The organism is Nocardioides guangzhouensis (genome assembly GCF_004519545.1).
Lineage (GTDB): Bacteria > Actinomycetota > Actinomycetes > Propionibacteriales > Nocardioidaceae > Nocardioides > Nocardioides guangzhouensis.
Window position 1 is genome coordinate 19118 of sequence record NZ_SDKM01000013.1, and the last position, 26630, is coordinate 45747.

Here is a 26630-nt window from a genome sequence, read left to right on the forward strand (position 1 = left end):
TCGGACCACACGCGGGGCGCGCACGAGTCGGGCCGGAGGTGGCCGACGGGCCGGGAAGCGGCTCGCTCAGGCGTGCGCGGCGCTCGTCAGCGGGCGGCCCGGGCCGCGTCGAGCAGCTCGCGGGCGTGGGCAAGGGCGGTGTCGGAGTCCTCCATGCCGGCCAGCATCCGCGACAGCTCGCGGACCCGGTCGCCCTCCTCGAGGACGGTCAGCCCCGACGTGGTCACGGTGCCGTCGCTGGACTTGGCGACCACGACGTGCCGGTCGGCGTACGCCGCGACCTGGGGCAGGTGGGTGACCACCACGACCTGCGCGGACCGGGCGAGGGTGGCCAGCCGGCGGCCGACCTCGACCGCCGCCTTGCCGCCGACGCCGGCGTCGACCTCGTCGAAGACGAACGTCGGCACCGAGGTGGTGTCGGCGAGCGACACCTCGAGCGCCAGCATCACGCGGGACAGCTCACCGCCGGAGGCACCCTTGTGCAGCGCCCGCGGGTCCGCGCCGGTGTTGGCGGCGAGCAGGAACTCGACGTCGTCGACGCCGGACGCGGTGAAGCGCAGCCATCGCTCCCCCACCCGCAGCGGCGTCCCGGACTCGGGCAGCAGGTCGTCTTCGGCGGGCGGCTCGGCCTCGTGCTGGGTGACCGCCAGGGTCACCCGGGCGTGCGGCATCGCGAGCAGCCCGAGTTCGGCGGTGACGGCTTCGCCCAGCGCCTCGGCGGCGCGAGTGCGGGCAGCGGTGAGCGCCGCGGCGGTCTCACCGAGCTCGGAGCGCAACCGGGACCGCTCCTCGCGCAGCTCGGCCACGCGCTCGTCGGTGTGGTCGAGGGCCAGCAGGCGTTGCGCGGACTGCTCGGACCAGGCGAGCACCTCGTCGATGGTGTCGCCGTACTTCCGGGTGAGGGCGATCAGCTGTGCCCGCCGCTCGGAGACCGTGGCCAGCCGGGCCGGGTCGGTCTCCAGCCGCGAGGCGTAGGAGGCGACGTCGGCGGCCACGTCGGAGAGCAGGTAGCTGACCTCGGCCAGCCGGTCGGCGAGCTCGGCGGCCTCGGTGTCGTGCTCGCGGACGCCCTCGAGGTGGGTCCGCGCGGCTCCGGTGGCGCCCAGTGCGTCGGGGCCACCGTGCTCGGCCGAGAGCGCCTCCCGGGCGTGCTCGGCCGCGGTGCGCAGGGTGTCGGCGAACCCGAGCCGCGACTCCTCGGACGCCAGCCGTGCGTCCTCCCCGGGCTCGGGCGAGACCGCCTCGATCTCGTCGAGCCCGAACCGCAGCAGGTCCGCCTCGCGGGCCCGCTCGCGGGCGGTGGTGACCACCTCGACCAGCTCGGCCTCAGTGGCCTGGAGCCGGCCGTGCAGCCCGGCGTACGTCGCGAGCAGCGCGGCGGTCTCGTCGCCGCCGAACCTGTCGAGGGCGTCGCGCTGCGCGGCCGGCCGCAGCAGCCGGTGCTGGTCGGACTGGCCGTGCACCGCCACCAGCGGCTCGGCCACCTCGGAAAGCTGGGAGGCGGGCACGGAGGCCCCGCCGACAAAGGCGCGCGAGCGGCCCTCGCCGGAGATCGTGCGGGCCAGCAGTACCCGGTCGTCCTCGGACTCGCCGCCGAGGTCCTCGACCGCGTCGCGGAAGTCGGGCAGCGCGTCGGCGCGCACCACCCCCTCGACCCTCGCCGCCTTGGCGCCGGACCGGACCGCGCCGGTGTCGGCACGGCCGCCGAGCAGCAGGCCGAGCGCGGTCACCACCATGGTCTTGCCCGCACCGGTCTCACCGGTGATCACGGTCAGGCCGGGGCCGAGCTCCAGGGTCGAGGAGTCGATGACGCCGAGCGACCGGATCCGGATCTCCTCAAGCATTCGCGGCTCCCCTGCTGCCATTCCCGTTGCGACGCCGGCGCTCGGCGGCGCCTCGCCAGCCCTCGACCGACAGCCCGAACTTCGCGACCAGCCGGTCCGTGAACGGCGCCTCGTGGAGCCGGACCAGGCGCACCGGCGTCCGGCCGCGGCGTACCTCGATGCGGGCGCCGGGCGGTAGGTCGACGGTGCGCCTGCCGTCCGCCCAGAGCACCCCGGCACCCTCGGTGTCGGCGATCACCTCGACCGCGAGCACGCTGGTCGGCGCGACCACCATCGGCCGGGCGAACAGCGCGTGCGCGCTCAGCGGCACCATGAGCAGCGCCTCGACACCGGGCCAGACGACCGGGCCGCCGGCGCTGAAGTTGTACGCCGTGGAGCCGGTCGGGGTCGCGAAGACCACCCCGTCGCAGCCCCAGCGGGAGAGCGGCCGTCCGTCGATCTCGACGACGACCTCGAGCATCCGCTCGCGGGCCGCCTTCTCGACGCTGGCCTCGTTGAGCGCGAAGGTGCTGGCGACCAGCTCCTTGCCCCGGTAGACCTGCACGTCGACCGTGAGCCGCTCCTCGGCGGTGTAGCGCCGGTCGACGATCGCCTCGATGGTGGACTCGACGGCGTCCGACTCGGCCTCGGCCAGGAAGCCCACGTGGCCCAGGTTGACGCCGAGGAGGGGGGTGCCGGCCCCGTGCGTCATCTCGGCGGCCCGCAGGATGGTGCCGTCGCCGCCGATCACGACCGCGAGCTCGCAGCCGTCGGCCGGGTCCGGCCCGGTGGAGGTCCCGCGCTCGTCGACGGTCTCGAGACCGGGCTCGTACGCCGCGGGGTCGACGCCGAGGTCCGCGGCCTCGCCGGCCAGCAGCCGGACCACGATGCCGTGCGCGGTGAGCGCCTTGCAGAACGCGCGGGCCACCTCACGGGCGTCCTCGCGGCCGGTGTGCGCGAGCAGCAGCACACGCCGGACCGGCGCGGGCCGGTCCTGGTGGGGTGTGGTCTGCTCGGTCACGGGTCCACCTTCTCACCCGCCACCCCCAGCCGCGCGGAGCGCTCCACCTCGGCGGTGATGTCGTCGGCGGTGACGGTGGGCTCGCCGCGGCGCAGCCACAGGAAGAACTCGACGTTGCCGGACGGCCCCGGCAAGGGGCTGGTGGTCACCGCGACGGCACCCCAGCCCCGCCGGGCCGCCGCGTCCGCGACCGTGGTGACCGCCTCGGCGCGCAACCCGAGGTCGCGGACCACGCCGCCCTTGCCGACCCGGTCCTTGCCCACCTCGAACTGTGGCTTGACCATGAGCGCGAGGTCTCCGTCGGGTCGGGTGACCCGGAGCAGGGCGTCCAGCACCAGCTCCAGGCTGATGAACGAGAGGTCGCCGACCACGAGGTCGACGGGACCGCCGATGAGCTCGGCGTCGAGGTCGCGGATGTTCGTGCGGTCGTGCACCCGGACCCGCTCGTCCTGCTGGAGCCGCCAGGCCAGCTGGCCGTACCCCACGTCGACCGCCACCACCTCCGCCGCCCCGTTGCGCAGCAGCACGTCGGTGAAGCCGCCGGTCGAGGCGCCGGCGTCGAGCACCCGCCGGCCGGCGACGATCAGTCCGAGCGGGCCGAACATCGCAAGCGCACCGGCCAGCTTGTGCCCGCCGCGCGAGACGTAGTCGGGGGTGTCCGGGTCCTCGGCGACCACGATCGCGACGTCCGTGGTGACGCCGGTGGCGGACTTCTGCGCGACGACCCCGGACACCTTCACCCGGCCGGCGGCGACCAGCTCGCTGGCGTGCTCGCGGGACCGGGCCAGCCCACGGCGGACCAGCTCCTGGTCGAGGCGGAGACGGCGAGGCGGCACGGGACTGAGCGCTGCGTGGGTCCGGGGTCGCTCAGCTGCCGTCGGCCGGCGACGCGTCGCCGCCTCCGTCACCGGCCCCGTCCAGGGCGGCCCGGAGCTGCTCGTGGGCGTGCTCGAAGACCGCGACGTGCTCGGCGACGGGTGCCTCGTCCAGGCCTTCCATGCTGGCCAGCACCGCGTCGACGGTGACGTTGCCGGTGCGCACGTGGCCCCCCGGGTCCAGCGACGGCTCGTCGAGGGTCAGGTCGCCCGGGTCGGCGGTGCGCTCGTCGGCGTACTCGTCGACGGGCGGCTCGGCGCCCTCCCCGAGGGGCCCTTCCACGTCGGTCGCCTCGTCCAGCGGCGCCTCGTCGGCGTGCTCGGGCCAGTCCTCGGTCATGGGCGCAACGCTACCCGCGCCCCGGCGTGCGCCGTCACTCCGGTGGCCGCAGGTCCCCGGTGTCGGCGACCTCGCCGGTCTCGTCGGCGTACCGCCAGGCCGCGGTGACCACCGCCCGCCACCAGTCGTCGGCCGAGCGACCGTCCCCGTCCACGCAGAGCCGGCCGTCCACGACCGTGGCCCGCCACCCGCCGAGCACCGTCTGAGCGCCGTCGTCCTCCGGGACCGGGTGCGCCGTGAAGAGGCCCTCGAGCGTCCGCGACAGGTACGTCGGTCGGTGCTGCCGGTCGGCAGCCGCCAGGTCGGCCAGCCCGGACACGCCGGTCAGGACGCACAGCGAGTCCACCCCCGCGTTGTGCGCACCCTCGATGTCGGTGTCGAGCCGGTCCCCCACCATCAGCGGGTGGTCGCCGCCCACGCGGCGTACCGTCTCGTCGAGCAGCGGCCGCTGCGGCTTGCCGGCGACCTCGGGCTCCACCCCGGAGAACTCGCGCAGCATCCGCACCTGCACCCCGTGGCCGGGGCCGATGCCGTAGTCCGTCGGGATGGTCATGTCGGTGTTGCTGGCCACCCAGGGCAGGCCGTCGCGGATCAGCACCGCGCCCACCATGATGTCGCGCCACACCACGTCCGGGCCGTACCCCGTCACCACAGCGGCCGGCTCGTCGTCGCGCGACCCGACCGGCTCCAACCCCTCCTCGACCAGGGCCTCCCGGAGCCCGTCCCCACCGAGGGTGAAGACCCGCGCCCCGGTTGGCAACCGGTCGGCGAGCAGGTGCGCGGCCGCCTGGGCCGAGGTCACCACGTCGGAGGGCCCGACCTCGACACCGAGCCGCACCAGGTGGTCGGCCACCCGCTGCGGGGGCCGCGAGGCGTTGTTGGTGACGAACGCGAGGTGCAGGCCGGCGGTCCGGGCCCGGCGCAGGTGCTCCGGCGCCCCGTCGACGGCCGCGGCTCCGATGTAGACCACACCGTCGAGGTCGAGCATGGCCAGGTCGTAGCCCGCCAGCAGCGGCTCGGCCGACTCCTTCAGCACCGCGTCCTCCGCTCCGGGGCCCTACCCCTACGATTCACCGAATGGAGACGACGTCGGCGACCGGGAGCAGGTTCGCGCTCGAGCCGTTCCGGGCGCTCCGCCTGGCCGACAGCTATGTCGGCGACCCGATCTCGCACCGCGTCTTCGCCCGACCCTACCGATCGGTCCCCGGCCGGCTGCGCGACTGGCGGCGCAAGCGTCACCTGCGGGTGGACCCGCAGCCGGCGCTCTACCTGCACGAGTACACCTCCGCCGGGGTCTCCATCCGCGGCATCGTGGCCACGCTGGACCTCGCCGCCTCGGCGGACCGGGTCTTCGCGCACGAGGCGGTGCACGCCGACCAGGTCGTCGAGCTGGCGAACCGCATGACCGAGATGTCGCTCAACCCGGCGCCGATCCTGCTCATGCACCAGGGACCCGAGTCGGTGCGGACCACGCTCCGGGCGACCGCCCGCACCGCCCCTGCCCTCACCTACACCGACCGGGCCGGGCAGCTGCAACGGATCTGGCGGATCACGGACCCGGCCACCCGCGACGGCCTGGTCGAGTCCCTCGCCGACGTCCGCGCGGTGATCGCCGACGGGCACCACCGGTACGCCGCGGCCACCCGCCTGCGGGCCGAGCACCCCGGCACCGGCTGGGACCGGACGTTGGTGATGCTGATCGACCAGGCGGACACGCCGCTCCAGCTGTGCGCCATCCACCGCTCGATCCCCCGGCTCACGTTCACCACGATCGAGAAGGCGGCGGCCGCGCGCGGCGACGACTTCCGGCGGCACGAGTCCAGCCACGACGCGCTGGCCGAGCTCGAGACCGCCATCGTGCTGCACGACGGGCACCACTGGGCCACGCTGCGCCCGACACCGCCTTCACCGCTGCTGGTGACCGCACTGCACGAGTCGCTGCTCCCCGCCTGGCAGGTGCGCGAGGACCAGCTGCAGTTCCACCACACCGCCGCCGAGGCACTGGCCCGGGCGGGGCAGGGGGTCTGCGTGCTGCTGCCGGCGCCGACGTTCGAGCAGGTGGCCGCCTCGGCACGCTCGGGTCAGCTGCTCCCCCAGAAGGCCACCTCCTTCCAGCCGAAGCCGCACGTCGGCGTGCTCATGCGGGATCTGCGCGACGGATGAGACGGCCCGAGCGGGCCTCGACCTCCACCCGGGACGTGGCCGAGCCGGCGACCCGGTAGAAGCGGCGCCGCAGCGCGCCCTGGACCTCCACCACGTCGCCGGAGCCCCAGGCCGCCACGGAGCGGCGCAGCCGGCCGCCCCAGACAGCGCAGTCGATCCAGTCGACGCCCTTGCGGTCGCCCTCCTCACGGGGTACCACGATGCGCAGCACCCAGACGGCATCGCCGCTGGGCAGCACCTTCTCCTCCGGATCCCGGGAGAGCCGGCCCTGCAGACAGACCTCGTTGGTCACGGTCATCACCTCCGCCACCGAGGTTCCCGGCCACCGGTGACGGACCGGCCCCACCGGCGGTCCCCGCTGTGGACAACGCGCCCGGGAGACCCGCCTGTGGACGGAAACCGGGCCCGGGCAGGCGGCGTCAGCCCAGCGACTTCTCCAGGTCCGCGGCGCGAGCCCCGGCGTCGGTGATCTCCTCGCCGTCGATCGCCTCGGTGCGGTGGAACCACTCGAGGGCGTCCTCGGGGCGGCCGGCGGCGAGCAGCGTGTCCGCGTAGGCGTACCGCAGGCGCACCACCCACGACGCACGGCTCTTGCTGTTGAGCGGCGCGTGCTCGAGGGTGCGCAGCGCGGCGTCGAACTCACCGAGGTCGCGCCGCGCGCCGGCCTCCACGATCGTCATCTCCGCCTTCGCCTCGGGGGCGAAGTTCGCGACCGCCGGGCTCTTGGCCAGGGTGAGCGCCCGCTCGGGGCGGCCGAGGGCGCGCTCGCAGTCGGCCATGATCGGCAGGTACGCCGTCGCGCCGTTCATCCGCTTCGCGGCCCGGAGCTCCGACAGCGCCTCGGCGTACTCGCCGGCCGCGTAGGCGGCCTCCCCGCAGGCCTCGCGGACCACGGCCAGCCGCGCGGCCCGGGCCCGGGCAGCCAGGGTGTGCTGGTAGGCCGTCTTCGGGTCCTCGTCGATGAGCATGCCCGCAGCGGCCAGGTGCCGCGCCACGCGGGCCGCCAGCTTCTCGGGCAGGCCCTTCAGCTGGGCGGTCACCGAACGGTCGAGCTCCTTGCCGGTGATCTCCTCGGGGATCGGCGGGCCGTCGTAGCGGGCCTGCTCCTCGGTACGGGCCCGCCGGTCGTCCTGGGGACGGCGCCAGTCGTCCTTGCGGCCCGGGCGGCCGCCGCCACTGCGGGCCGGCTTGCCGGCGGCGCCGCGTCCCGCGGCGCCCTTGCCGGCGTCCCGGTCGGCGTCACGGCCGGCGTCACGACCCTTGCCCGGCTCACGTCGGGTGTCCTTGCCGGCGCGCTGGTCTGGACGCCCACCGCGGGTCGGGCGGCCCTGCCCACCCTCGGGGCGGCCACCCTGCGAACGGCCCTCGCGACCGGGGCGGTTCTGGTCTGCCATGACGGATCCCTCTTCGACGACGAAACTATCGGACAAAAGCGTAGAGGCCACCTCAATGAGGTGGCCTCTACGAAAGTAATGTCCGGCGACGTCCTACTCTCCCACAACCTCCCGGTTGCAGTACCATCGGCGCTGAAAGGCTTAACTTCCGGGTTCGGAATGGAGCCGGGTGTTTCCCTTTCGCTATGGCCGCCGAAACTCTATGGAGTTAGATCAACCAACTCAAAGTCTTCGTGACTTTCGAATCGGTTCCCGACCGTAACTCGGGAACCACACAGTGGACGCGCAACATCTTTGAGGGACAAGCCCTCGGCCTATTAGTACCGGTCGGCTGGGCATTACTGCTGTACACCTCCGGCCTATCAACCCAGTCGTCTACTGGGGGCCTTACCCGGTTAACCCGGTGGGAAACCTCATCTTGAAACGTGCTTCCCGCTTAGATGCATTCAGCGGTTATCACTTCCGAACGTAGCTAACCAGCCGTGCTCCTGGCGGAACAACTGGCACACCAGAGGTTCGTCCATCCCGGTCCTCTCGTACTAGGGACAGCCTTTCTCAAGTTTCCTGCGCGCGCGGCGGATAGGGACCGAACTGTCTCACGACGTTCTAAACCCAGCTCGCGTGCCGCTTTAATGGGCGAACAGCCCAACCCTTGGGACCTACTCCAGCCCCAGGATGCGACGAGCCGACATCGAGGTGCCAAACCATCCCGTCGATATGGACTCTTGGGGAAGATCAGCCTGTTATCCCCGGGGTACCTTTTATCCGTTGAGCGACGCCGCTTCCACATGCCAGCGCCGGATCACTAGTTCCGACTTTCGTCCCTGCTCGAGTTGTCACTCTCACAGTCAAGCTCCCTTGTGCACTTACACTCGAAACCTGATTGCCAACCAGGCTGAGGGAACCTTTGAGCGCCTCCGTTACATTTTAGGAGGCAACCGCCCCAGTTAAACTACCCACCAGGCACTGTCCCTGATCCGGATAACGGACCTAGGTTAGATATCTAGTACGACCAGAGTGGTATTTCAACGTTGACTCCACGTGAACTGGCGTCCACGCTTCGCAGTCTCCCACCTATCCTACACAAGCCGAACCAAACACCAATACCAAGCTGTAGTAAAGGTCCCGGGGTCTTTCCGTCCTGCCGCGCGTAACGAGCATCTTTACTCGTAGTGCAATTTCGCCGAGTCCACGGTTGAGACAGCGCCCAAGTCGTTACTCCATTCGTGCAGGTCGGAACTTACCCGACAAGGAATTTCGCTACCTTAGGATGGTTATAGTTACCACCGCCGTTTACTGGGGCTTAAGTTCTGGGCTTCGCTCCGAAGAACTAACCCGTCCCCTTAACCTTCCAGCACCGGGCAGGAGTCAGTCCGTATACATCGTCTTACAACTTCGCACGGACCTGTGTTTTTAGTAAACAGTCGCTTGGGCCTGGTCTCTGCGGCCATCACCGCTTCCTTCCGCAAGGGAATTGACGGATCCGGCCCCCCTTCTCCCGAAGTTACGGGGGCATTTTGCCGAGTTCCTTAACCATGGTTCACTCGATCGCCTTGGTATTCTCTACCTGATCACCTGAGTCGGTTTGGGGTACGGGCGGCGCATAGCTCGCTAGAGGTTTTTCTCGACAGCATGGGATCATCCACTTCGTCCATACGGACTCCCCATCAGGTCTCAGGCACATGAGTGACGGATTTGCCTATCACTCGCCCTACGCCCTTGGCCGTGGTCTACCATCGCCACGGTTGGACTGCCCTCCTGCGTCACCCCATCGCTTGACTACTATTAGTTCGGGTCGTGCGCTCCACCACCATCGTCCCGAAGGATCCAGGTGGCTTTGGGCACTTAGCATCACTAGGTTCGTCATGGGCGCTATTTTGCCGGTACGGGAATATCAACCCGTTGTCCATCGACTACGCCTGTCGGCCTCGCCTTAGGTCCCGACTTACCCAGGGCAGATTAGCTTGACCCTGGAACCCTTGATCATTCGGCGGACTGGTTTCTCGCCAGTCATTCGCTACTCATGCCTGCATTCTCACTCGTGTGGCCTCCACGGCTGGATCACTCCGCCGCTTCACTGCCCACACGACGCTCCCCTACCCATCCATGCTCCTGGATCCGAAGACCGGGATGATGCATGAATGCCATAGCTTCGGCGGATAACTTGAGCCCCGCTACATTGTCGGCGCGGAATCACTTGACCAGTGAGCTATTACGCACTCTTTTAAGGGTGGCTGCTTCCAAGCCAACCTCCTGGTTGTCTGTGCGACTCCACATCCTTTTCCACTTAGTTATCGCTTAGGGGCCTTAGCTGATGGTCTGGGCTGTTTCCCTTTCGACTACGGAGCTTATCCCCCGCAGTCTCACTGCTGCGCTCTCACTTACCGGCATTCGGAGTTTGGCTAACGTCAGTAACCTTGTGGGGCCCATTGGCTATCCAGTGCTCTACCTCCGGCAAGAAACACGCAACGCTGCACCTAAATGCATTTCGGGGAGAACCAGCTATCACGAAGTTTGATTGGCCTTTCACCCCTATCCACAGGTCATCCCCTCAGTTTTCAACCTAAGTGGGTTCGGTCCTCCACGCGGTCTTACCCGCGCTTCAACCTGCCCATGGATAGATCACTTCGCTTCGGGTCTTGATCGTGCTACTCAGTCGCCCTGTTCGGACTCGCTTTCGCTACGGCTTCCCCACACGGGTTAACCTCGCAACACAACGCAAACTCGCAGGCTCATTCTTCAAAAGGCACGCCGTCACAAGAGCAAGCTCTCGCTCCGACGGATTGTAGGCACATGGTTTCAGGTACTATTTCACTCCCCGCCAGGGGTACTTTTCACCTTTCCCTCACGGTACTTGTCCGCTATCGGTCACCAAGGAGTATTTAGGCTTAACGGGTGGTCCCGCCAGATTCACACGGAATTTCAGGGGTTCCGTGTTACTTGGGGTGACGTCGCAGAGCCATCGTCTTACGTGTACGGGGGTATCACCCTCTACGCCGGGACTTTCCAGTCCGCTTCGACTTCAACGATGGTTTCTTACTCTGTGCCAGGTCGGCAGACCTGGCTCGACGGCCCCACAACCCCACGTGTGCAACGCCTGCCGGCTATCACACACACGTGGTTTGGCCTCTTCCGATTTCGCTCGCCACTACTCTCGGAATCACTGTTGTTTTCTCTTCCTGTGGGTACTGAGATGTTTCACTTCCCCACGTTCCCTCCAACTGCCCTATGTGTTCAGGCAGAGGTAACTGGACATGACTCCAGCTGGGTTTCCCCATTCGGAAATCCCCGGATCACAGCTCGGTTGCCAACTTCCCGGGGCTTATCGCAGGCTCCTACGTCCTTCATCGGCTCTTGGTGCCAAGGCATCCACCATGTGCCCTTAGTAGCTTGTCTTGCTACAAAGATGCTCGCGTCCACTGTGTAGTTCTCAAGATACGGGCGGCACCGTCTCGGGTCCGTGCCTGCCAGGGAGACCTGGCGGTTCAACGGGTGAGGACGGTCCGACAGAGAGATGAGCCAGGCTCGATCCCTCAGGACCCAACAGTGTGCCAGGAATGTCCGCGCCTTCCTGCTCGAGGTTCCACGCCGACTCCCGAAGGAGACAGCAGTACTGACGAGCGCTCGGATGCGAGCAGACCAACTAGTCGACGTTCCACTAGTGAGCATTGTCCGCCGTGACACGTGCGGTCACGCAACGGACTGCTTGGACAGCTGAGCTGCCAATGTGCTCCTTAGAAAGGAGGTGATCCAGCCGCACCTTCCGGTACGGCTACCTTGTTACGACTTCGTCCCAATCGCCAGCCCCACCTTCGACGGCTCCCTCCACAAGGGTTGGGCCACCGGCTTCGGGTGTTGCCGACTTTCGTGACGTGACGGGCGGTGTGTACAAGGCCCGGGAACGTATTCACCGCAGCGTTGCTGATCTGCGATTACTAGCGACTCCGACTTCATGGGGTCGAGTTGCAGACCCCAATCCGAACTGAGACCGGCTTTTTGGGATTCGCTCCATCTTGCGATATCGCAGCCCTTTGTACCGGCCATTGTAGCATGCGTGAAGCCCTGGACATAAGGGGCATGATGACTTGACGTCATCCCCACCTTCCTCCGAGTTGACCCCGGCAGTCTCTTATGAGTCCCCACCATGACGTGCTGGCAACATAAGACGAGGGTTGCGCTCGTTGCGGGACTTAACCCAACATCTCACGACACGAGCTGACGACAGCCATGCACCACCTGTATGGAGCCCTTACGGACCTCCCATCTCTGGGAGATTTCTCCATATGTCAAACCCAGGTAAGGTTCTTCGCGTTGCATCGAATTAATCCGCATGCTCCGCCGCTTGTGCGGGCCCCCGTCAATTCCTTTGAGTTTTAGCCTTGCGGCCGTACTCCCCAGGCGGGGCGCTTAATGCGTTAGCTGCGGCACGGAACTCGTGGAATGAGTCCCACACCTAGCGCCCAACGTTTACGGTGTGGACTACCAGGGTATCTAATCCTGTTCGCTCCCCACACTTTCGCTCCTCAGCGTCAGGTAATGCCCAGAGAACCGCCTTCGCCACCGGTGTTCCTCCTGATATCTGCGCATTTCACCGCTACACCAGGAATTCCGTTCTCCCCTGCATACCTCTAGTCTGCCCGTATCGGAAGCAGGCACGGGGTTAAGCCCCGTGTTTTCACTCCCGACGCGACAGACCGCCTACGAGCCCTTTACGCCCAATAATTCCGGACAACGCTCGGACCCTACGTATTACCGCGGCTGCTGGCACGTAGTTGGCCGGTCCTTCTTCTGCAGGTACCGTCACTTTCGCTTCGTCCCTGCTGAAAGAGGTTTACAACCCGAAGGCCGTCATCCCTCACGCGGCGTTGCTGGATCAGGCTTTCGCCCATTGTCCAATATTCCCCACTGCTGCCTCCCGTAGGAGTCTGGGCCGTGTCTCAGTCCCAGTGTGGCCGGTCACCCTCTCAGGCCGGCTACCCGTCGAAGCCTTGGTGAGCCGTTACCTCACCAACAAGCTGATAGGCCGCGAGCTCATCCTTCACCGCCGGAACTTTCCACCACCATCAGATGCCTGAAGTGGTCGTATCCGGTATTAGCTCCCGTTTCCGGGGGTTATCCCAGAGTGAAGGGCAGATTGCTCACGTGTTACTCACCCGTTCGCCGCTCGTGTACTCCCGAAGGAGCCTTACCGCTCGACTTGCATGTGTTAAGCACGCCGCCAGCGTTCGTCCTGAGCCAGGATCAAACTCTCCGTTGAAGTTTTGCGACGCCCACCGAGGCGGACGTCAAACTCAATGAGATGTCCTGGCAAGAGACCGAATCACTGACAATGAGTTGTCAGAATCATCGTTTCTTACCAAAGGAACCGTTCGACCTCGTCGAGCTCCCGAAGGAGGCTCACCTCGGTCGGACGGGTATCAAACTAATTCGTCGACTTTTGGCACACTGTTGAGTTCTCAAGGATCAAGCGCGCACCGCAGTCAGGCCTCTCGGCCGTTCCGTGGGGCAACCTGGTCAAACTTACCGGTCTGTCTCGGGGCTGTCAATTTGGCCCTTCGCCTTCCCGGCCCCCGCGCAGCCCGCTCCGATCGAGTCCTTGGTGGCGGCCTCTGGCGCGCTCACGTCCAGCCTCGAGGAGGTGGGTGTCGGGGTGAGTCTCCGGAGCCGGAGGCCCGGCCTTCTGGCCGTTCCGTCCCGCCGCTCCCGGCGACTCGGTGAAACTTACCGGGCTGGCTTCGGGCCTGTCAATTTGGCCCTTCGCGCTGCCGGGTCCCGCGCAGCCCGCTTCACTCGAGTCCGTTGGTGGCCGCATCGTGGCGCGCACACGTCCAGCCTCGAAGAGGTGGTTGCCCTGGGGTGGTCTTCCGGGGCCGGAGGCCCGGCCTCCTGGCCGTTCCTTCCCGCCGCACCCGGCGACAGGAAGAACATTATGCGAGGCCCTGGGGTCGCGCAAATCCAGATGAGGTGACCCCGGCCACAAGCAGCGTTTCCGCAGGTCAGAGCCCCTTTGTGGCGGGTGTGGCGGCGCCCGGTCGGGTGTCGGAGGCGCGGGTGGCTCCGTCGTACGCGCTCCCGCGAGACGCAGGACGGCCCCGACCGCATCCCCGTCGAGGGGCGGTCGGGGCCGTGCGGCACACCGCTGGGTGTCAGCCGAGCTCGACGCCGGCGATGGTCTTCTTGCCCCGGCGCAGCACCAGCCAGGAGCCGCCGATCAGGTCCGACTCCCCCGGCACGAACTCGGGGTCCTCGACCCGGGTGTTGTTGAGGTAGGCGCCGCCCTCGTTCACGGTGCGCCGGGCCTCGCCGTTGCTCTTCGCGAGTCCGGACGCCACCAGCAGGGCCACGATGTCCGGCAGGCCGTTGGTGCGGTCGAGCCGGGTCGCGCCGGCTTCGCGCAGCGCGGCGGCGAGGGTCGGCGTGCTGAGGTCGTGCAGGTCGCCGCTGCCGAACAGGGCTGCGGAGGCGGCCTTGATCCGCCCGGTCTCCTCGGCCCCGTGCACCAGCGTGGTGACCTCCTCGGCCAGGGCGCGCTGGGCTGCCCGCAGCCACGGCTTCTCGGCGGTCTCCGCGTCGAGCTCCTCGATCCGCTCCCGGGACAGGAACGTGAAGATGCGCAGCAGCTCGCCGACCTTCTCGTCCTCGGCGTTGAGCCAGAACTGGTAGAAGGAGTACGGCGACATCATCTCCGGGTCGAGCCAGAGCGCGCCGCCCTCGGTCTTGCCGTACTTCGTGCCGTCCGCCCGCGTGACCAGGGGCGTCGCGAACGCGTGCGCCCTGCCGCCGTCGGCGCGCCGGATCAGCTCCACGCCGCCGGTGAGGTTGCCCCACTGGTCGGAGCCGCCGAACTGCAGCGTCACGCCGTAGTCGCGGTAGAGGTTGAGGAAGTCCATCGACTGCAGCAGGACGTAGCTGAACTCCGTGTAGCTGATGCCGTCCTCGAGCCGCGAGCGTACGACGTCGCGCGCGAGCATCCGGTTGACCGGGAAGTGCTTGCCCACGTCGCGCAGGAAGTCGATCGTCGACAGCGAGGCCGTCCAGTCGTAGTTGTTGACCATGGTCGCGGCGTTCGCGCCCTCGAATGCGAGGAACGGCTCGATCTGGCGGCGTACCCGCTCGACCCAGTCCTTCACCGTGTCCAGCGAGTTGAGCTGCCGCTCCCCCGACTCCTTGGGGTCGCCGATCATGCCGGTGGCCCCGCCCACGAGGGCGTACGGCGTGTGGCCGGCCAGCTGCAGCCGGCGCGCGGTCAGGATCTGCACCAGGTTGCCCATGTGCAGGCTGGGCGCGGTCGGGTCGAAGCCCACATAGAACTTCACGCTCCCCGAGCCGAGCGCCGCGCGGAGCGCGTCGCGGTCGGTCGAGTGGGCGATGAGTCCACGCCACTCGAGCTCGTCGAGGACGTTGTGTTCGTGGGACACGCTGGGCCTTCCTGGGTGGTCCCCCTGGTGGGGTTGTCGTGGTCAAGCCTGCCTCATGCGGCCTTCGGCGAGCCACCGGGTTGCCGGGGGTGGACGGGCACTACGCTTCGACCCGCCTGCCGCACGGGCGGCAGGTGAGGGTCTCGGGTCGGCGGCTGTGGGAGGCGTCGTGGCTCGACGGAGGGCGGACGTGGCAGCGTCCGGGTCGCCGGAGCAGGAGGGCGGTGGGCGGCGACGCGCCCCCCGGCGGTTCCGGCGCGCCTCGACCGTGCCCCGAGCACTCGGCGTGACCGCGCTCGGGGCACTGCTGCCGGGCGCCGGCTACGTCTGGAGCGGGCGCCGGCTCGGCTACCTGCTGATGTTCCCGGCCATCGGCGCGCTCGGCGTGCTGATCGCCTGGGTCCAGGAGGTCGACCGCGCGGTCCACCTCGCGTTCGACCCCGACCGGCTGCGCGTGGTGGTGGCCGTGGTCGGCGTCGTCCTCGTGGTCTGGTTCCTCTCCGTGCTCACCACCTGGCTGATGGTGCGTCCGGGCCGCCTCGGCCGGCTCGGCAACGGGGTGGGCGCAGTGCTGGTGACCGTCGCCTGCCTGGCCGCGACGCTGCCGGTCGTGCAGGGCATGCGCTACGCGATGACCCAGGCCGACCTCGTGCAGACGGTGTTCGAGCACAACGAGAGCGCCACGGCACCCAAGGACGTCACGGAGACGGACCCGTGGGGCGGGCGCGAGCGCGTCAACGTGCTGCTGCTCGGCGGCGACGGCGGGCAGGGCCGCGAGGGGGTGCGGACCGACACGATGATCCTGCTCAGCACGAACACCCGCACCGGCAAGGCGGTGATGTTCAGCCTGCCGCGCAACATGATGAACGCGCAGTTCCCCGAGGACAGCCCGCTGCACGACCTCTACCCCGACGGCTTCCGCGGCGAGGGCGACCCGGGCGGCTGGATGCTCAACGCCGTCTACCGGCAGGTGCCCGCCCTCTATCCGCAGATCCTCGGGAAGTCCGCGAACGAGGGCGCCGATGCGCTCAAGCAGGCGGTCGCCGGGTCTCTCGGCACGCACGTGGACTACTACCTGCTGGTGAACCTCGACGGGTTCAAGGACATCGTCGACGCCGTCGGCGGGGTCACCGTCAACGTGAACGAGCCGGTCGCCATCCAGGGCAACACCGACCGGGGCATCCCACCGGTGGGCTACATCCAGCCCGGCCCGGACCAGCACCTCGACGGCTTCCACGCGCTCTGGTTCGCGCGCGGGCGCTGGGGATCCGACGACTACCAGCGGATGCTGCGCCAGCGCTGTGTGATCAACGCGCTCATCGACGAGCTCGACCCGCTGACGATGCTGCAGGAGTACCAGGACCTCGCGCGGACCGGGAAGAAGATCCTCCAGACCGACATCCCCCGCAAGCTGCTGCCGGCGTTCGTCGACCTCGGCGGCGCGGTCAAGGGCCACCAGGTGAAGTCGGTCGCCTTCGTCAGCTCGGACCGGTTCTTCTCGGGCGACCCGGACTTCGCGTGGATGCAGTCGGTCGTCGACGCCGCCCTCACGCCGAAGGCGTCGACGGTCGAGGGGGTCGGAGGAACCCCGACCGACGCACCCTCCGACGGCGCCAGCGATCTCCCGTCCGACGAGCCGTCCGTCCAGGCGACCACCGACCCCCCGGACGGCGCCTCGGTGGCCGCCGACGACGCCGGTACGGCGGTCTCGGCGGCCGACGCGTGCGGCTACCACCCCGAGGGCTGAGCGGACGGGAGCCGGCCTAGCCGGTCCGCCACTGCGGGTCGCGGCCTGCCTCGGCCAGCACCACGTCCCAGTCGGACGCGTCGTCCCCGACGTCGACCAGCGCGCCGAACGCCCCGCCGTCGCGACCCATCCTCCCGATCTGCTCCATCACTGCCCGGGCCTGCGCGACCGCGTCGGGATCGAACGCCACGTCCTGCCCGGAGCCGCGCGCGAGGTCCCAGCCGTGCAGCATCACCTCGACGTACGCCATGTCACCCATGCCCTGCTTCGGGGTGCCGTCGACCTCGCCCTGCCAGGCCTCCTCGCGCGCCCACGCGTCGGCGAGCCCGGTCAGCTGCGCGGACAGGTCGACCCGCCAGGTGGGCGTCAGGTGCCCGCCTGCGGTGCCCCACGGGTCGTCGGGGTCACGCGCCTCGTCGGCACCGGCCCGGCGCATCGCCTCCGACGTGCCGAGGAAGTGGTCGGCGAGGTCGCGCACGGTCCACTCGGTGCAGGGCGTCGGCGCGTCCAGCCGATCCTCGCCGATGCCGTGGATGACCGGCTGGAGCGTCGCGACGACGCTGTGGAAGTGGTCCTTGCTGGGCATGGGTCTCCTCCCGGGACGGGTCCGGTTGTCCACACAACCGCACCGGTCCCGGACCGGCAAGCCTCAGCGGTGCACGCGGACCTCGGCGACCTGCCAGCCCTGCGGCGCGTCGGCGGTCAGCGTCACCCGCAGGTAGCGGACCGCCTGCCGCGGCGTGGTCACCGTGGTGAGCTGACCGGTGCCCTGCCCGTCGGTCTGCCCGTCGATCTGCCCGTCGATCTGCCCGTCGATCTGCCCAGTGCCGGCGTCGGTCCAGCGACGGCCGTCGGCGCTCACCTGCAGCCGGTACGACGCGGGGGCCTCCGTCGACGGTGTGCCCGGGGACTCCCAGCCGTAGGTGCCGGGGCCTGCGTCGAGCACCAGGTCCCGGACGCTGCGCCGGCTGCCGAGGTCGACCTGGAGCCACTGGCCGGCGGTCTGATGGCCGACCCGCCAGGCGGTGGCGCCGTCGTCGTCGGCCGCCACCGAGGCGTCGCCCTCGCTCGCGGTCACGGACGTGGTCCACGGGTCGACGAGCCGGTCGCCGGCCAGGTCCTTCGACGCCGGCCACGTGAACGTCGCGAGCGCGCCGCCGGGCAGGGTGTAGTCGAAGGACCGGTCGCCGACCGCGACGCCGATCGTGCGCGGGTCGTCGTGCTCGTTGTGGACGACCAGGGCGGTCGAGCCGTCGGGGTTGGTGAACGCCGCGCTCATCGGCATCCCGTTCCAGGCGGTCGTGCCGTACGACGAGCTGGCCACCCGCCGGGCGCCGGGCCGAACGAACCGGCTGAGGTGGCCGATCGTGTCGTACTCCGCGTTGCGGGTGACGGTGCCGTCGTCCTGCACGGTGACCACGCCGGTGCAGGTGCCGCAGCCGCCGTTGTGCGGGCCGCCGTCGGGCCGCAGCGCCAGGTTCCAGGCGATCATCGACTTCGCCCAGTTGCGGGTGACGCCGATGGTGAGGTTGCGGGCGTGCCACTTGAGGGTGTCGCTGAACACCTGCGCCGGCGGGTCGGTGGGGCCGTGCGAACCGGAGCACTCGGTGAACCAGATGTCCTTGTCCGGGAACCGCTGGTGCAGCTCGGTCATCCGCTTCTGGTCGCCGGCGTAGCAGTGGTACGCCGTGCCGGCCAGCCAGCGGCCGGCGGAGGACTCGAGCAGGTCGGAGGGGTACTCCGGCTCCGGGTCCTCGCCGGGCGGCGTGCTCGCCGTGTCGTTCGGGTGCAGGGACCAGTTGTGGTCGTAGCCGAGGATCTTCGTCTGCAGCCCGGCCCTGCGCAGCGCCGGCCCGAGGGCGTCCACGACCTTCACGGCCTGCCGCACCGGCAGGTCCATCCCCGGGTAGCCGTCGGGGTTCCGGTTCTGCGGCTCGTTCTGGACGGTCAGCGCGTCGATCGGCACGCCCTCGGCGCGGTACGCCTGCACGAACCGCACCAGGTAGTCGGCGTACGCCCGGTAGACGCGGGGGTCGTCCTTCAGCCGGCCGCCGACCAGCGAGTCGTCGGTCTTCATCCAGGCCGGCGGGCTCCACGGGGTGCCCATCACCGTCAGGTCCGGGTTGAGCCGCAGCGCCTGCCGCAGCAGCGGGAGGATCTCGGCCCGGTCGTGCTCGATCGAGAACTCCGACAGGTCGAAGTCGGTGTCCCCCGCCGGGACGTCGTCGTACGTGTAGTGCGGGCCGTCGACGAAGTCGGAGGCGCCGATCGGCTGGCGCAGGAACGAGATCCGGTTGTCGGCGAACAGGTCGCGCATGGTGGCGTCGCGCGTGGCGGGGTCGAGGTCGGCCAGCAGGGACGCCGAGGAGTCGGTGATCGAGGCGCCGAAGCCGTCCATCCGCTGGTAGCGCAGGCTCGGGTCGACGGTGATCGTGAGCTTGTCGGACGGGCCCTTCTCGAACGGGACGGTGCCCTCGTCGGACATCCGCTTGCCGCCGTCGGGGGTGGTCAGCCAGACGTGCGCGCGAGGCTCCCGGGGTGGCGGCGCGGCGTCGACGGGCGCGGTCGTCAGGCCGGGGGTCAGCAGGGTGGCGACGAGCGGGACGGCTGCGAGCAACGGCAGCCGGCGGGCGTGGGGCATCCGGGAACCTCTCCGGGTCGGGGTCGGTCCCTGCCTATCGGCCCGGTCCCGTGGCCGACAAGCATCAGTTAGGCAGGAGCCCGGACAAATGAGACGCGTCCCGGCGCGGCCGCGTCGGTTCAGGCGTCCGGGGTACGGCGTCGTCTCGGCGCCGCCGGGCGGTACGTCGAGACGCTGGGCTCGCCGGTCAGCCAGAACCGCCACGGGACGTCGGCGGCCCGGCGGAGCCCCACCCTCGGGCCGGTGGAGATCAGGCCGGCGGGGACCGGGTCGGCGAGCGTGAGCGTGACCGGGCCGGCTGCCAGGTCGCATCCGTCGTCGTCGAGGGTGATGGCGAGGGTGCGGCAGAGGCGGGCCGGGCCGCGGGCAGGGTGGCCCCGGTCCACGGCGGGGTCGTCGCCGAGCACCTCCCCCGCCCGGAGCAGTACCGCCCCGGCCCGGCCGTCCGGGTCGGTGACCACGTTGGCGCACACGTGCATGCCGTAGACGAAGTAGGTGTAGAGGTGCCCGGCCGGGCCGAACATCACCTCGTTGCGCGGGGTGCGCCCCCGCCAGGCGTGCGAGCCGGGGTCGCGCTCCCCGGCGTACGCCTCGACCTCGGTGAGCCGGACCGCGACCTCGCCGCGGGAGAGGGTGGCGCCGAGCAGCAGCGGCGCCACCTCGACGGACGGGCCGTCGAGCGCGGCGAGGTCAGGCGAGACGGCCACGGTGGTCGTGGATCGTGGCGGACAGCTCGGCGAGCTGCTCGCGCACCCGGTCGGGGGCAGTGCCGCCGCGGCCGTCGCGGGAGGCGACCGAGCCCTCGGCGGTGAGCACGTCGCGGACCGCCGGGGTCAGGTGCGGGCTGATCGCCGCGAGGTCCTCGTCGGAGAGCTCGTGCAGCTCGACGCCGCGCTCCTCGCACCGGCGTACGCACGCCCCGGCGACCTCGTGGGCAACCCGGAACGGCACGCCCTGACGGACCAGCCACTCCGCGACGTCGGTCGCCAGCGAGAAGCCCTGCGGGGCGAGCTCGGCCATCCGGTCGGTGTCGAAGACGAGCGTGGCGACCATCCCGGTGAACGCGGGCAGCAGCACCTCGAGCGTGTCGACCGAGTCGAAGACCGGCTCCTTGTCCTCCTGGAGGTCGCGGTTGTAGGCCAGCGGCAGCGCCTTCAGCGTGGCCAGGAGGCCGGCGAGGTTGCCGACCAGCCGCCCGGCCTTGCCGCGGGCCAGCTCGGCGATGTCGGGGTTCTTCTTCTGCGGCATGATGCTCGACCCGGTCGACCAGGAGTCGTGCAGCGTGACGAAGCCGAACTCCTTGGTGGCCCAGAGGATGACCTCCTCGGCCAACCGGCTGACGTCGACGCCGATCATCGCGGTCACGAACGCGAGCTCGGCGACGAAGTCGCGGGCCGCGGTGCCGTCGATCGAGTTCGCGCTGGAGCCGGTGAAGCCGAGCTCGGCGGCGACCGCCTCCGGGTCGAGGCCGAGGCTGGAGCCGGCCAGCGCGCCCGAGCCGTACGGCGAGTCCCCGGCGACGCGGGCGTCCCAGTCCTGCAGCCGCTCCACGTCACGGAGCAGCGGCCACGCGTGGGCCAGCAGGTGGTGGCTGAGCAGCACCGGCTGCGCGTGCTGGAGGTGCGTGCGGCCCGGCATGATCGCGCCGAGGTGCTGCTCGGCCTGCGCCTCCAGCGCCTCCACCAGGTCGAGGACCAGGTCGGCGAGGGTGCGGGCGTGGTCGCGCAAGTAGGCCTTGAACAGCGTCGCCACCTGATCGTTGCGGGACCGCCCGGCCCGGAGCCGGCCCCCGACGTCGGCGCCGACCTCCGTGAGCAGCAGCCGCTCCAGCGCGCCGTGGACGTCCTCGTCGTCGGGACCCGGCTGCAGCGACCCGTCGGCGTACCGCTCCCCCAGCACCGCCAGGCCGCGCAGCAGCTCGGCGTGGTCGGCGTCGGTGAGCAGCCCGGCGGCGTGCAGCACGTTGGCGTGGGCGCGTGACCCGGCCAGGTCGTAGGGCGTCAGCCGCCAGTCGAAGTGGGTCGACCGCGACAGCGCCTCGAGCTGCGGGCTCGGCCCGCCGGCGAAGCGGCCGCCCCAGAGCTTGCCCTCGTTGGTGCCGTGCCGATCGTTGTCCTCGCCCATCAGTCGGTGCCCACCTCCATCGCCGCGGCGTCGAGAGCCTCGTCGTCGAGCTGGTCGTCGCCGTTGCGCCGGGCGATCCGGTCGTAGCCGCCGGCCTCCAGCGCGCCGAGCAGGTTGCCGTGCTCGACGAGCACGTGGCCCTGGTCCTCCGGCTGCAGGGCGTACTGCTCGAGCTTGGAGCGCGAGTCCGCGATGTCGAGGTTGCGCATCGTGAGCTGACCGATCCGGTCGGTCGGGCCGAACACGGCGTTGTCGGTGCGCTCCATCGACAGCCGGTCCGGGTGGTAGGAGAACGCCGGGCCGTCCGTGCGCAGGATCGTGTAGTCCTCGCCCCGCCGCAGCCGCAGGGTCACCTCGCCGGTCACCAGCGAGGCGATCCAGCGCTGGATCGCCTCGCGCAGCATCAGCGCCTGCGGGTCGAGCCACCGGCCCTCGTAGAGCAGCCGCCCGAGGCGACGGCCCTCGAGGTGGTAGTTCGCGATCGTGTCCTCGTTGTGCACGGCGTTGAGCAGCCGCTCGTAGGCGATCCACAGCAGCGCCATGCCCGGCGCCTCGTAGATGCCGCGCGACTTGGCCTCGATGATGCGGTTCTCGATCTGGTCGGACATGCCCAGGCCGTGCCGGCCGCCGATCGTGTTGGCCTCGTGGACCAGCGCCACCGGGTCGTCGTACGTCGTCCCGTTGACCGCCACCGGGCGTCCCTGCACGAAGCGGATGGTGACGTCCTCGGGGGCGATCTCGACGGCCGGGTCCCAGAACTTCACGCCCATGATCGGCTCGACGGTCTCCAGGGACACGTCGAGGTGCTCGAGGGTCTTGGCCTCGTGGGTGGCGCCCCAGATGTTGGCGTCGGTGGAGTACGCCTTCTCCTGGCTGTCCCGGTAGGGCAGGTCGCGCTCGGTGAGCCAGGCGCTCATCTCGTGCCGGCCACCCAGCTCCTCGACGAAGTGCGCGTCGAGCCAGGGCTTGTAGATCCGCAAGGACGGGTTGGCGAGGAGGCCGTAGCGGTAGAACCGCTCGATGTCGTTGCCCTTGAACGTCGAGCCGTCGCCCCAGATGTCGACCCCGTCCTCGTGCATGGCGCGGACCAGCATGGTGCCGGTGACCGCCCGCCCGAGCGGCGTGGTGTTGAAGTAGGCGCGGCCGCCGGAGCGGATGTGGAACGCGCCGCAGGCCATCGCGGCCAGGCCCTCCTCGACGAGCATCCCCCGGCAGTCGACGGCACGCGCGATCTCGGCGCCGTACTGGAGTGCCCGCGCGGGGACGCCGGAGATGTCCGGCTCGTCGTACTGGCCGATGTCGGCGGTGTAGGTGCAGGGCACGGCGCCCTTGTCGCGCATCCAGGCGACGGCGACGGAGGTGTCGAGGCCGCCGGAGAAGGCGATGCCTACGCGCTCGCCGGCGGGCAGGGAGGTGAGAACCTTGCTCACGGTGTCGGGTCCTTCGGGTCGGTGTGGGCGTTGGCCAGCGCGACGAAGCGGTGGGCGAGCTCGTCGCCGCCGTGCGGCTGGCGGCCGATGACGAGGACGGTGTCGTCCCCGGCGATCGTGCCGAGCACGTCGGGCAGCTCGGCCTTGTCGAAGGCGCTGGCGAGGAACTGGGCGGCACCCGGCGGCGTCCGGAGGACGACGAGGTTCGCACTGGCGTCGGCGCTGACCAGCAGCTCCCCGCAGAGGCGGGCGAGCCGGTGGCCGGCCGCGGCGGTGGCACCGGGTGCCACGGGTCGTCGGTCGCCGCCCTCGGCCGGCACGGCATACACGAGCGCGCCGGAGGTGTCGCGCACCTTGACCGCGTCGAGCTCGACGAGGTCGCGGGACAGGGTGGCCTGGGTGGCGTGGACGCCGCGGTCCGCGAGCAGCTCGGCCAGCTCCACCTGGGAGCGCACCGCGCGCTGCTCGAGGAGGTCGACGATCACCTGCTGGCGGGCCGCCTTGGTCATGGCGGTGATGGCACCGGCCTGGTGGTGGTCGGGGTGGTGGTCGGGGTGGCGGTCGGGCTGGCGGGCGGGCTGGCTCATGCCCGCTCCCACAGCCAGTCGAGGATCGCCTTCTGGGCGTGCCGGCGGTTCTCGGCCTCGTCCCAGACCACGCTCTGGGGTCCGTCGAGGACGGCGGCGTCGATCTCCTTGCCGCGGTACGCCGGGAGGCAGTGCATGACGATCGCGTCCGGCTTGGCCTGCGCGAGCAGCCCCGCGGTCAGGGAGTACGGCGCCAGGGCCGCGAGCCGGGTCTCGGCCTGATCCTCGGTCCCCATCGACACCCAGGTGTCGGTGACCACGACGTCGGCACCGGCCACCGCCGCGGCGGGGTCGGCGACGACCCGGACCGACCCGCCGGTCCCGGCGGCGATGTCGGTGGCCCGGGCGACGATGTCGACGCTTGGCTGGTAGCCCTCGGGCGAGCCGACCACGACGTGCAGGCCGGCGGTGGCGCCGGCCAGCAGCCAGGAGTTGCCCATGTTGCAGGCGCCGTCGCCGACGAAGGCGACCGTGAGCCCGGCCAGGGTGCCCTTGTGCTCGCGGATCGTGAGCAGGTCGGCGAGCAGCTGGCAGGGGTGGAAGTCGTCGGTGAGGGCGTTGACGACCGGCACGCCGGCGTGGGCGGCCATCGCGTCGATCTTGGCCTGGGGGCCGGTCCGCCAGACGATGATCGCGGCCTGGCGGCCGAGCACCCGGGCCACGTCCTCGACGGACTCCCGCTCGCCGATGCCGGCGAGGCGCCCGTCGACCGTCATCGGGTATCCCCCGAGCTCGGCGATGCCCGCGCTGAACGACGCCTGGGTGCGCAGGGTCTGCTTGTCGAAGATCAGCGCGACCGTGCGCGGTCCGCCGAGCGGCTGGTGGCCGAAGGGGTCCTTCTTGAGGCGCGCTGCGTGCTCGAGCACCTCGGCCTGCTCGGCCGGGGTGAGGTCGTCGTCGCGGAGGAAGTGGCGGGTCATGCGGGGCCCCCGATCGTGGTGTCCTGCTGTGGGTGCTGTTGCGCCAGGCCGGCCGCGTCGAGGAGCGAGGGCCAGGCGCGGAGGAACGCGTCGGCGTCGGTCTCGGTGAGCACCAGCGGCGGCGCGAGCCGGATCCGCTCCGGCGTGGGGTTGTTGATGATGAAGCCGGCGGCGAGCGCGGCCTCGGTGACCTCGGCGGACCGCGGCTCGACCAGGTCGAGGCCGATCAGGAGGCCGGCGCCGCGGACCTCGGAGACCCGCGGGTCGGCGGCGAGGCCGGCCCGGAGCCGGGCGCCGACCCGGCTGGCATGGTCGAGCAGGCCGTCGGCGTGGATGGTGCGGAGCACCGCGAGGCCTGCGGCGGTGGCCACCGGGTTGCCGCCGAACGTGGTGCCGTGGTTGCCGGGGCCGAGCAGGTCGCCGGCCGCGCCGAGCGCGACGCAGGCGCCGATCGGGATGCCGCCGCCGAGCCCCTTGGCGACGGTGACCACGTCGGGGACGACGGGGTCGTGGGCGGCGGTCGGGTCGACGGCCGGGTTTCGGTGCGCGAACCAGGCACCGGTGCGGCCGATGCCGGTCTGGATCTCGTCGAGCCACAGCAGCGCGCCGTGCTCGCGGGTGGTCCGGCGGGCCGCGGCGAGGTAGCCGGCCGGTGGGACGACCACCCCGGCCTCGCCCTGGACCGGCTCGAGGACCACCGCGGCGGTGCGGTCGGTGACCGCGGCCGCGAGCGCCTCGGAGTCCCCGTACGGCACGAAGGTCACCTCGCCCGGCAGCGGCTCGAACGGCGTCCGGTAGGCCTCCTTGTGGGTGAGCGCCAGCGCGCCCATGGTGCGGCCGTGGAACGCGCCCTCGGTCGCGACCAGGTGGGTGCGGCCGGTGCGCCGGGTGAGCTTGAACGCGGCCTCGTTGGCCTCGGCGCCGGAGTTGGCGAAGAACACCTTGCCGGGGCCGGCGCCGAGCAGCGCGAGCAGCCACTCGGCGAGCTCCACCTGCGGCTGGGTGGCGAAGAAGTTGGAGACGTGGCCGAGCGTGCCCAGCTGCGCCGTGACCGCGTGCACCAGGGCCGGGTGCCCGTGGCCGAGCGCGTTCACCGCGATCCCGCCGAGCAGGTCGAGGTAGGCCTTGCCGTTCTCGTCCCAGACCCGGGCACCGTCGCCGTGGGTGAGCACCAGCTTGGGCGGGCCGAACGTGTTCATCAAGGACGCGGCGTACCGGTCCTGGAGGGAGCGGTGCTGGTCGAGGTGGGTCATGAGCCGGCTTCCTTGTTCCGGGCGGAGCCGTAGGCCTTGCGCAGCCGGGTCTCGACGCCGGGCAGCACCTGGGTGCCGACGCCCTCGTCGGTGAAGATCTCGAGCAGCACCGAGTGCGGCTCGCGCCCGTCGACCACCGTGGCCCGCGGGACGCCCTCCGTGACCGCCTTCAGACAGGCACCCATCTTGGGCACCATCCCCGAGGCCAGCGTCGGCATCACCGCGGCCAGGGTCTCCGGCGAGATCTCCTGGATCACGTCGTCGCTGTCCGGCCAGTCGCGGTAGAGGCCCTCGACGTCGGTGAGCACGAGCAGCTTCTCGGCGCGCAGCGCGACGGCCAGCGCGGCCGCGGCGGTGTCGGCGTTCACGTTGTGGATCAGCCCGTCGGCGTCGGGCGCGACGCTGGAGATGACCGGGATCCGGCCGGCGTCGAGCAGGTCCTGCACGGCCTCGGGGCGGACCTTGGTGACCTCGCCGACCCGGCCGAGGTCGACCTCCTCGCCGTCGACCACGGTGCTGGCCTGCTCGGCGGTGAACAGCCCGGCGTCCTCGCCGGACAGCCCGACCGCGATGTGGCCGTGCTGGTTGATCAGCCCGACCAGCTCGCGCTGGACCTGGCCGACCAGCACCATGCGAACCACGTCCATCGCCTCGGGCGTGGTCACCCGGAGGCCGCCGCGGAACTCGGAGGCGATCCCGAGCCGGTCCAGCATCGAGGAGATCTGCGGTCCGCCGCCGTGGACGACGACCGGCTTGAAGCCGGCGTAGCGGAGGAACGCGATGTCCTCGGCGAACGCCCGCTTGAGGCTGTCGTCGGTCATGGCGTTGCCGCCGTACTTCACCACGATCACCTTGCCGTGGTAGGTCATCAGCCAGGGCAGTGCCTCGGCCAGG

Annotated in this window: 19 protein-coding genes and 3 rRNA genes; 2 read left to right on the top strand and 20 right to left on the bottom strand. The window is 70.3% G+C overall.

The window, feature by feature from the left end; all coding sequences use genetic code 11:
- Positions 1-86: 86 nt before the first annotated feature.
- Genes recN through EKO23_RS10335 form a run of 5 tightly spaced genes read right to left on the bottom strand, consistent with a single transcriptional unit; the run spans position 87 to position 5095 of the window.
- The gene (gene recN, locus EKO23_RS10315) at positions 87-1844 is read right to left on the bottom strand and encodes a DNA repair protein RecN (RefSeq protein ID WP_134716895.1); all 1758 of its coding nucleotides are present in this window, start codon (positions 1842-1844) and stop codon (positions 87-89) included.
- Positions 1837-2844 carry an NAD kinase gene (locus tag EKO23_RS10320; protein WP_217702566.1) on the bottom strand — a complete coding sequence of 336 codons (1008 nt, stop codon included), beginning with the start codon at positions 2842-2844 and terminating at the stop codon, positions 1837-1839. The genes recN and EKO23_RS10320 overlap by 8 nt, the downstream gene beginning before the upstream one ends.
- Positions 2841-3680 (bottom strand): TlyA family RNA methyltransferase, encoded by an 840-nt coding sequence (locus EKO23_RS10325; protein WP_134716897.1) that lies wholly within the window; start codon positions 3678-3680, stop codon positions 2841-2843. Before EKO23_RS10325 ends, EKO23_RS10320 begins: the two co-directional genes overlap by 4 nt.
- Positions 3681-3711: 31 nt before the next feature.
- Positions 3712-4059, bottom strand: coding sequence for a hypothetical protein (locus EKO23_RS10330; RefSeq protein WP_134716899.1), 348 nt, complete (start codon positions 4057-4059; stop codon positions 3712-3714).
- A gap of 34 nt (positions 4060-4093) precedes the next feature.
- Positions 4094-5095 (bottom strand): HAD-IIA family hydrolase, encoded by a 1002-nt coding sequence (locus EKO23_RS10335; RefSeq protein WP_246051011.1) that lies wholly within the window; start codon positions 5093-5095, stop codon positions 4094-4096.
- Between the two features lie 41 nt (positions 5096-5136).
- On the opposite strand from EKO23_RS10335, the gene EKO23_RS10340 reads away from it, so the two are divergent.
- Positions 5137-6222 carry a DUF1015 family protein gene (locus EKO23_RS10340; RefSeq protein WP_134716901.1) on the top strand — a complete coding sequence of 362 codons (1086 nt, stop codon included), beginning with the start codon at positions 5137-5139 and terminating at the stop codon, positions 6220-6222.
- On the opposite strand, the gene EKO23_RS10345 is transcribed toward EKO23_RS10340, so the two are convergent.
- The 6 genes from EKO23_RS10345 to tyrS all read right to left on the bottom strand — a co-directional run bounded on the left by EKO23_RS10345 (position 6197) and on the right by tyrS (position 15034).
- Positions 6197-6520, bottom strand: a complete 324-nt coding sequence (locus tag EKO23_RS10345; protein WP_134716903.1) for a single-stranded DNA-binding protein — start codon at positions 6518-6520, stop codon at positions 6197-6199. The two genes, EKO23_RS10340 and EKO23_RS10345, sit on opposite strands and share 26 nt — an antisense overlap.
- 121 nt (positions 6521-6641) lie before the next feature.
- Positions 6642-7616, bottom strand: coding sequence for a tetratricopeptide repeat protein (locus EKO23_RS10350; RefSeq protein WP_134716905.1), 975 nt, complete (start codon positions 7614-7616; stop codon positions 6642-6644).
- A gap of 80 nt (positions 7617-7696) precedes the next feature.
- Positions 7697-7813, bottom strand: a 5S ribosomal RNA gene (gene rrf, locus EKO23_RS10355).
- Between the two features lie 100 nt (positions 7814-7913).
- Positions 7914-11012 (bottom strand): 23S ribosomal RNA (locus EKO23_RS10360).
- A 342-nt stretch (positions 11013-11354) separates the two neighbouring features.
- Positions 11355-12873, bottom strand: a 16S ribosomal RNA gene (locus tag EKO23_RS10365).
- Together the 16S, 23S and 5S rRNA genes form the textbook arrangement of a ribosomal RNA operon.
- A gap of 889 nt (positions 12874-13762) precedes the next feature.
- Positions 13763-15034, bottom strand: a complete 1272-nt coding sequence (gene tyrS / locus EKO23_RS10370) for a tyrosine--tRNA ligase (RefSeq protein WP_134716907.1) — start codon at positions 15032-15034, stop codon at positions 13763-13765.
- A gap of 190 nt (positions 15035-15224) precedes the next feature.
- On the opposite strand from tyrS, the gene EKO23_RS10375 reads away from it, so the two are divergent.
- Positions 15225-16781, top strand: coding sequence for an LCP family protein (locus EKO23_RS10375; RefSeq protein WP_167880416.1), 1557 nt, complete (start codon positions 15225-15227; stop codon positions 16779-16781).
- A 16-nt stretch (positions 16782-16797) separates the two neighbouring features.
- Here the strand turns inward: EKO23_RS10375 and EKO23_RS10380 are convergent, their stop codons facing one another.
- From EKO23_RS10380 to argB, 9 genes are all read right to left on the bottom strand, one after another.
- Positions 16798-17367, bottom strand: a complete 570-nt coding sequence (locus tag EKO23_RS10380) for a TIGR03086 family metal-binding protein (protein ID WP_134716912.1) — start codon at positions 17365-17367, stop codon at positions 16798-16800.
- Positions 17368-17430: 63 nt separating this feature from the next.
- Positions 17431-19422 (bottom strand): discoidin domain-containing protein, encoded by a 1992-nt coding sequence (locus tag EKO23_RS10385; protein WP_134716914.1) that lies wholly within the window; start codon positions 19420-19422, stop codon positions 17431-17433.
- A 119-nt stretch (positions 19423-19541) separates the two neighbouring features.
- Positions 19542-20129 (bottom strand): DNA-3-methyladenine glycosylase, encoded by a 588-nt coding sequence (locus EKO23_RS10390; RefSeq protein ID WP_134716916.1) that lies wholly within the window; start codon positions 20127-20129, stop codon positions 19542-19544.
- Entirely contained in the window at positions 20113-21546 is a 1434-nt protein-coding gene (argH, locus tag EKO23_RS10395; protein WP_134716918.1) for an argininosuccinate lyase, read from the bottom strand. Before argH ends, EKO23_RS10390 begins: the two co-directional genes overlap by 17 nt.
- The gene (gene argG, locus EKO23_RS10400; protein WP_134716920.1) at positions 21546-22976 is read right to left on the bottom strand and encodes an argininosuccinate synthase; all 1431 of its coding nucleotides are present in this window, start codon (positions 22974-22976) and stop codon (positions 21546-21548) included. Before argG ends, argH begins: the two co-directional genes overlap by 1 nt.
- A complete protein-coding gene (locus EKO23_RS10405) occupies positions 22973-23485 on the bottom strand; it encodes an arginine repressor (RefSeq protein ID WP_246051017.1) in 513 nt (170 codons plus the stop codon). The genes argG and EKO23_RS10405 overlap by 4 nt, the downstream gene beginning before the upstream one ends.
- Positions 23486-23559: 74 nt before the next feature.
- Positions 23560-24483 (bottom strand): ornithine carbamoyltransferase, encoded by a 924-nt coding sequence (gene argF / locus EKO23_RS10410; protein ID WP_134716924.1) that lies wholly within the window; start codon positions 24481-24483, stop codon positions 23560-23562.
- A complete protein-coding gene (locus tag EKO23_RS10415; protein WP_134716926.1) occupies positions 24480-25736 on the bottom strand; it encodes an acetylornithine transaminase in 1257 nt (418 codons plus the stop codon). Before EKO23_RS10415 ends, argF begins: the two co-directional genes overlap by 4 nt.
- The gene (argB, locus tag EKO23_RS10420; RefSeq protein ID WP_246051018.1) at positions 25733-26605 is read right to left on the bottom strand and encodes an acetylglutamate kinase; all 873 of its coding nucleotides are present in this window, start codon (positions 26603-26605) and stop codon (positions 25733-25735) included. Before argB ends, EKO23_RS10415 begins: the two co-directional genes overlap by 4 nt.
- Positions 26606-26630 lie beyond the last annotated feature (25 nt).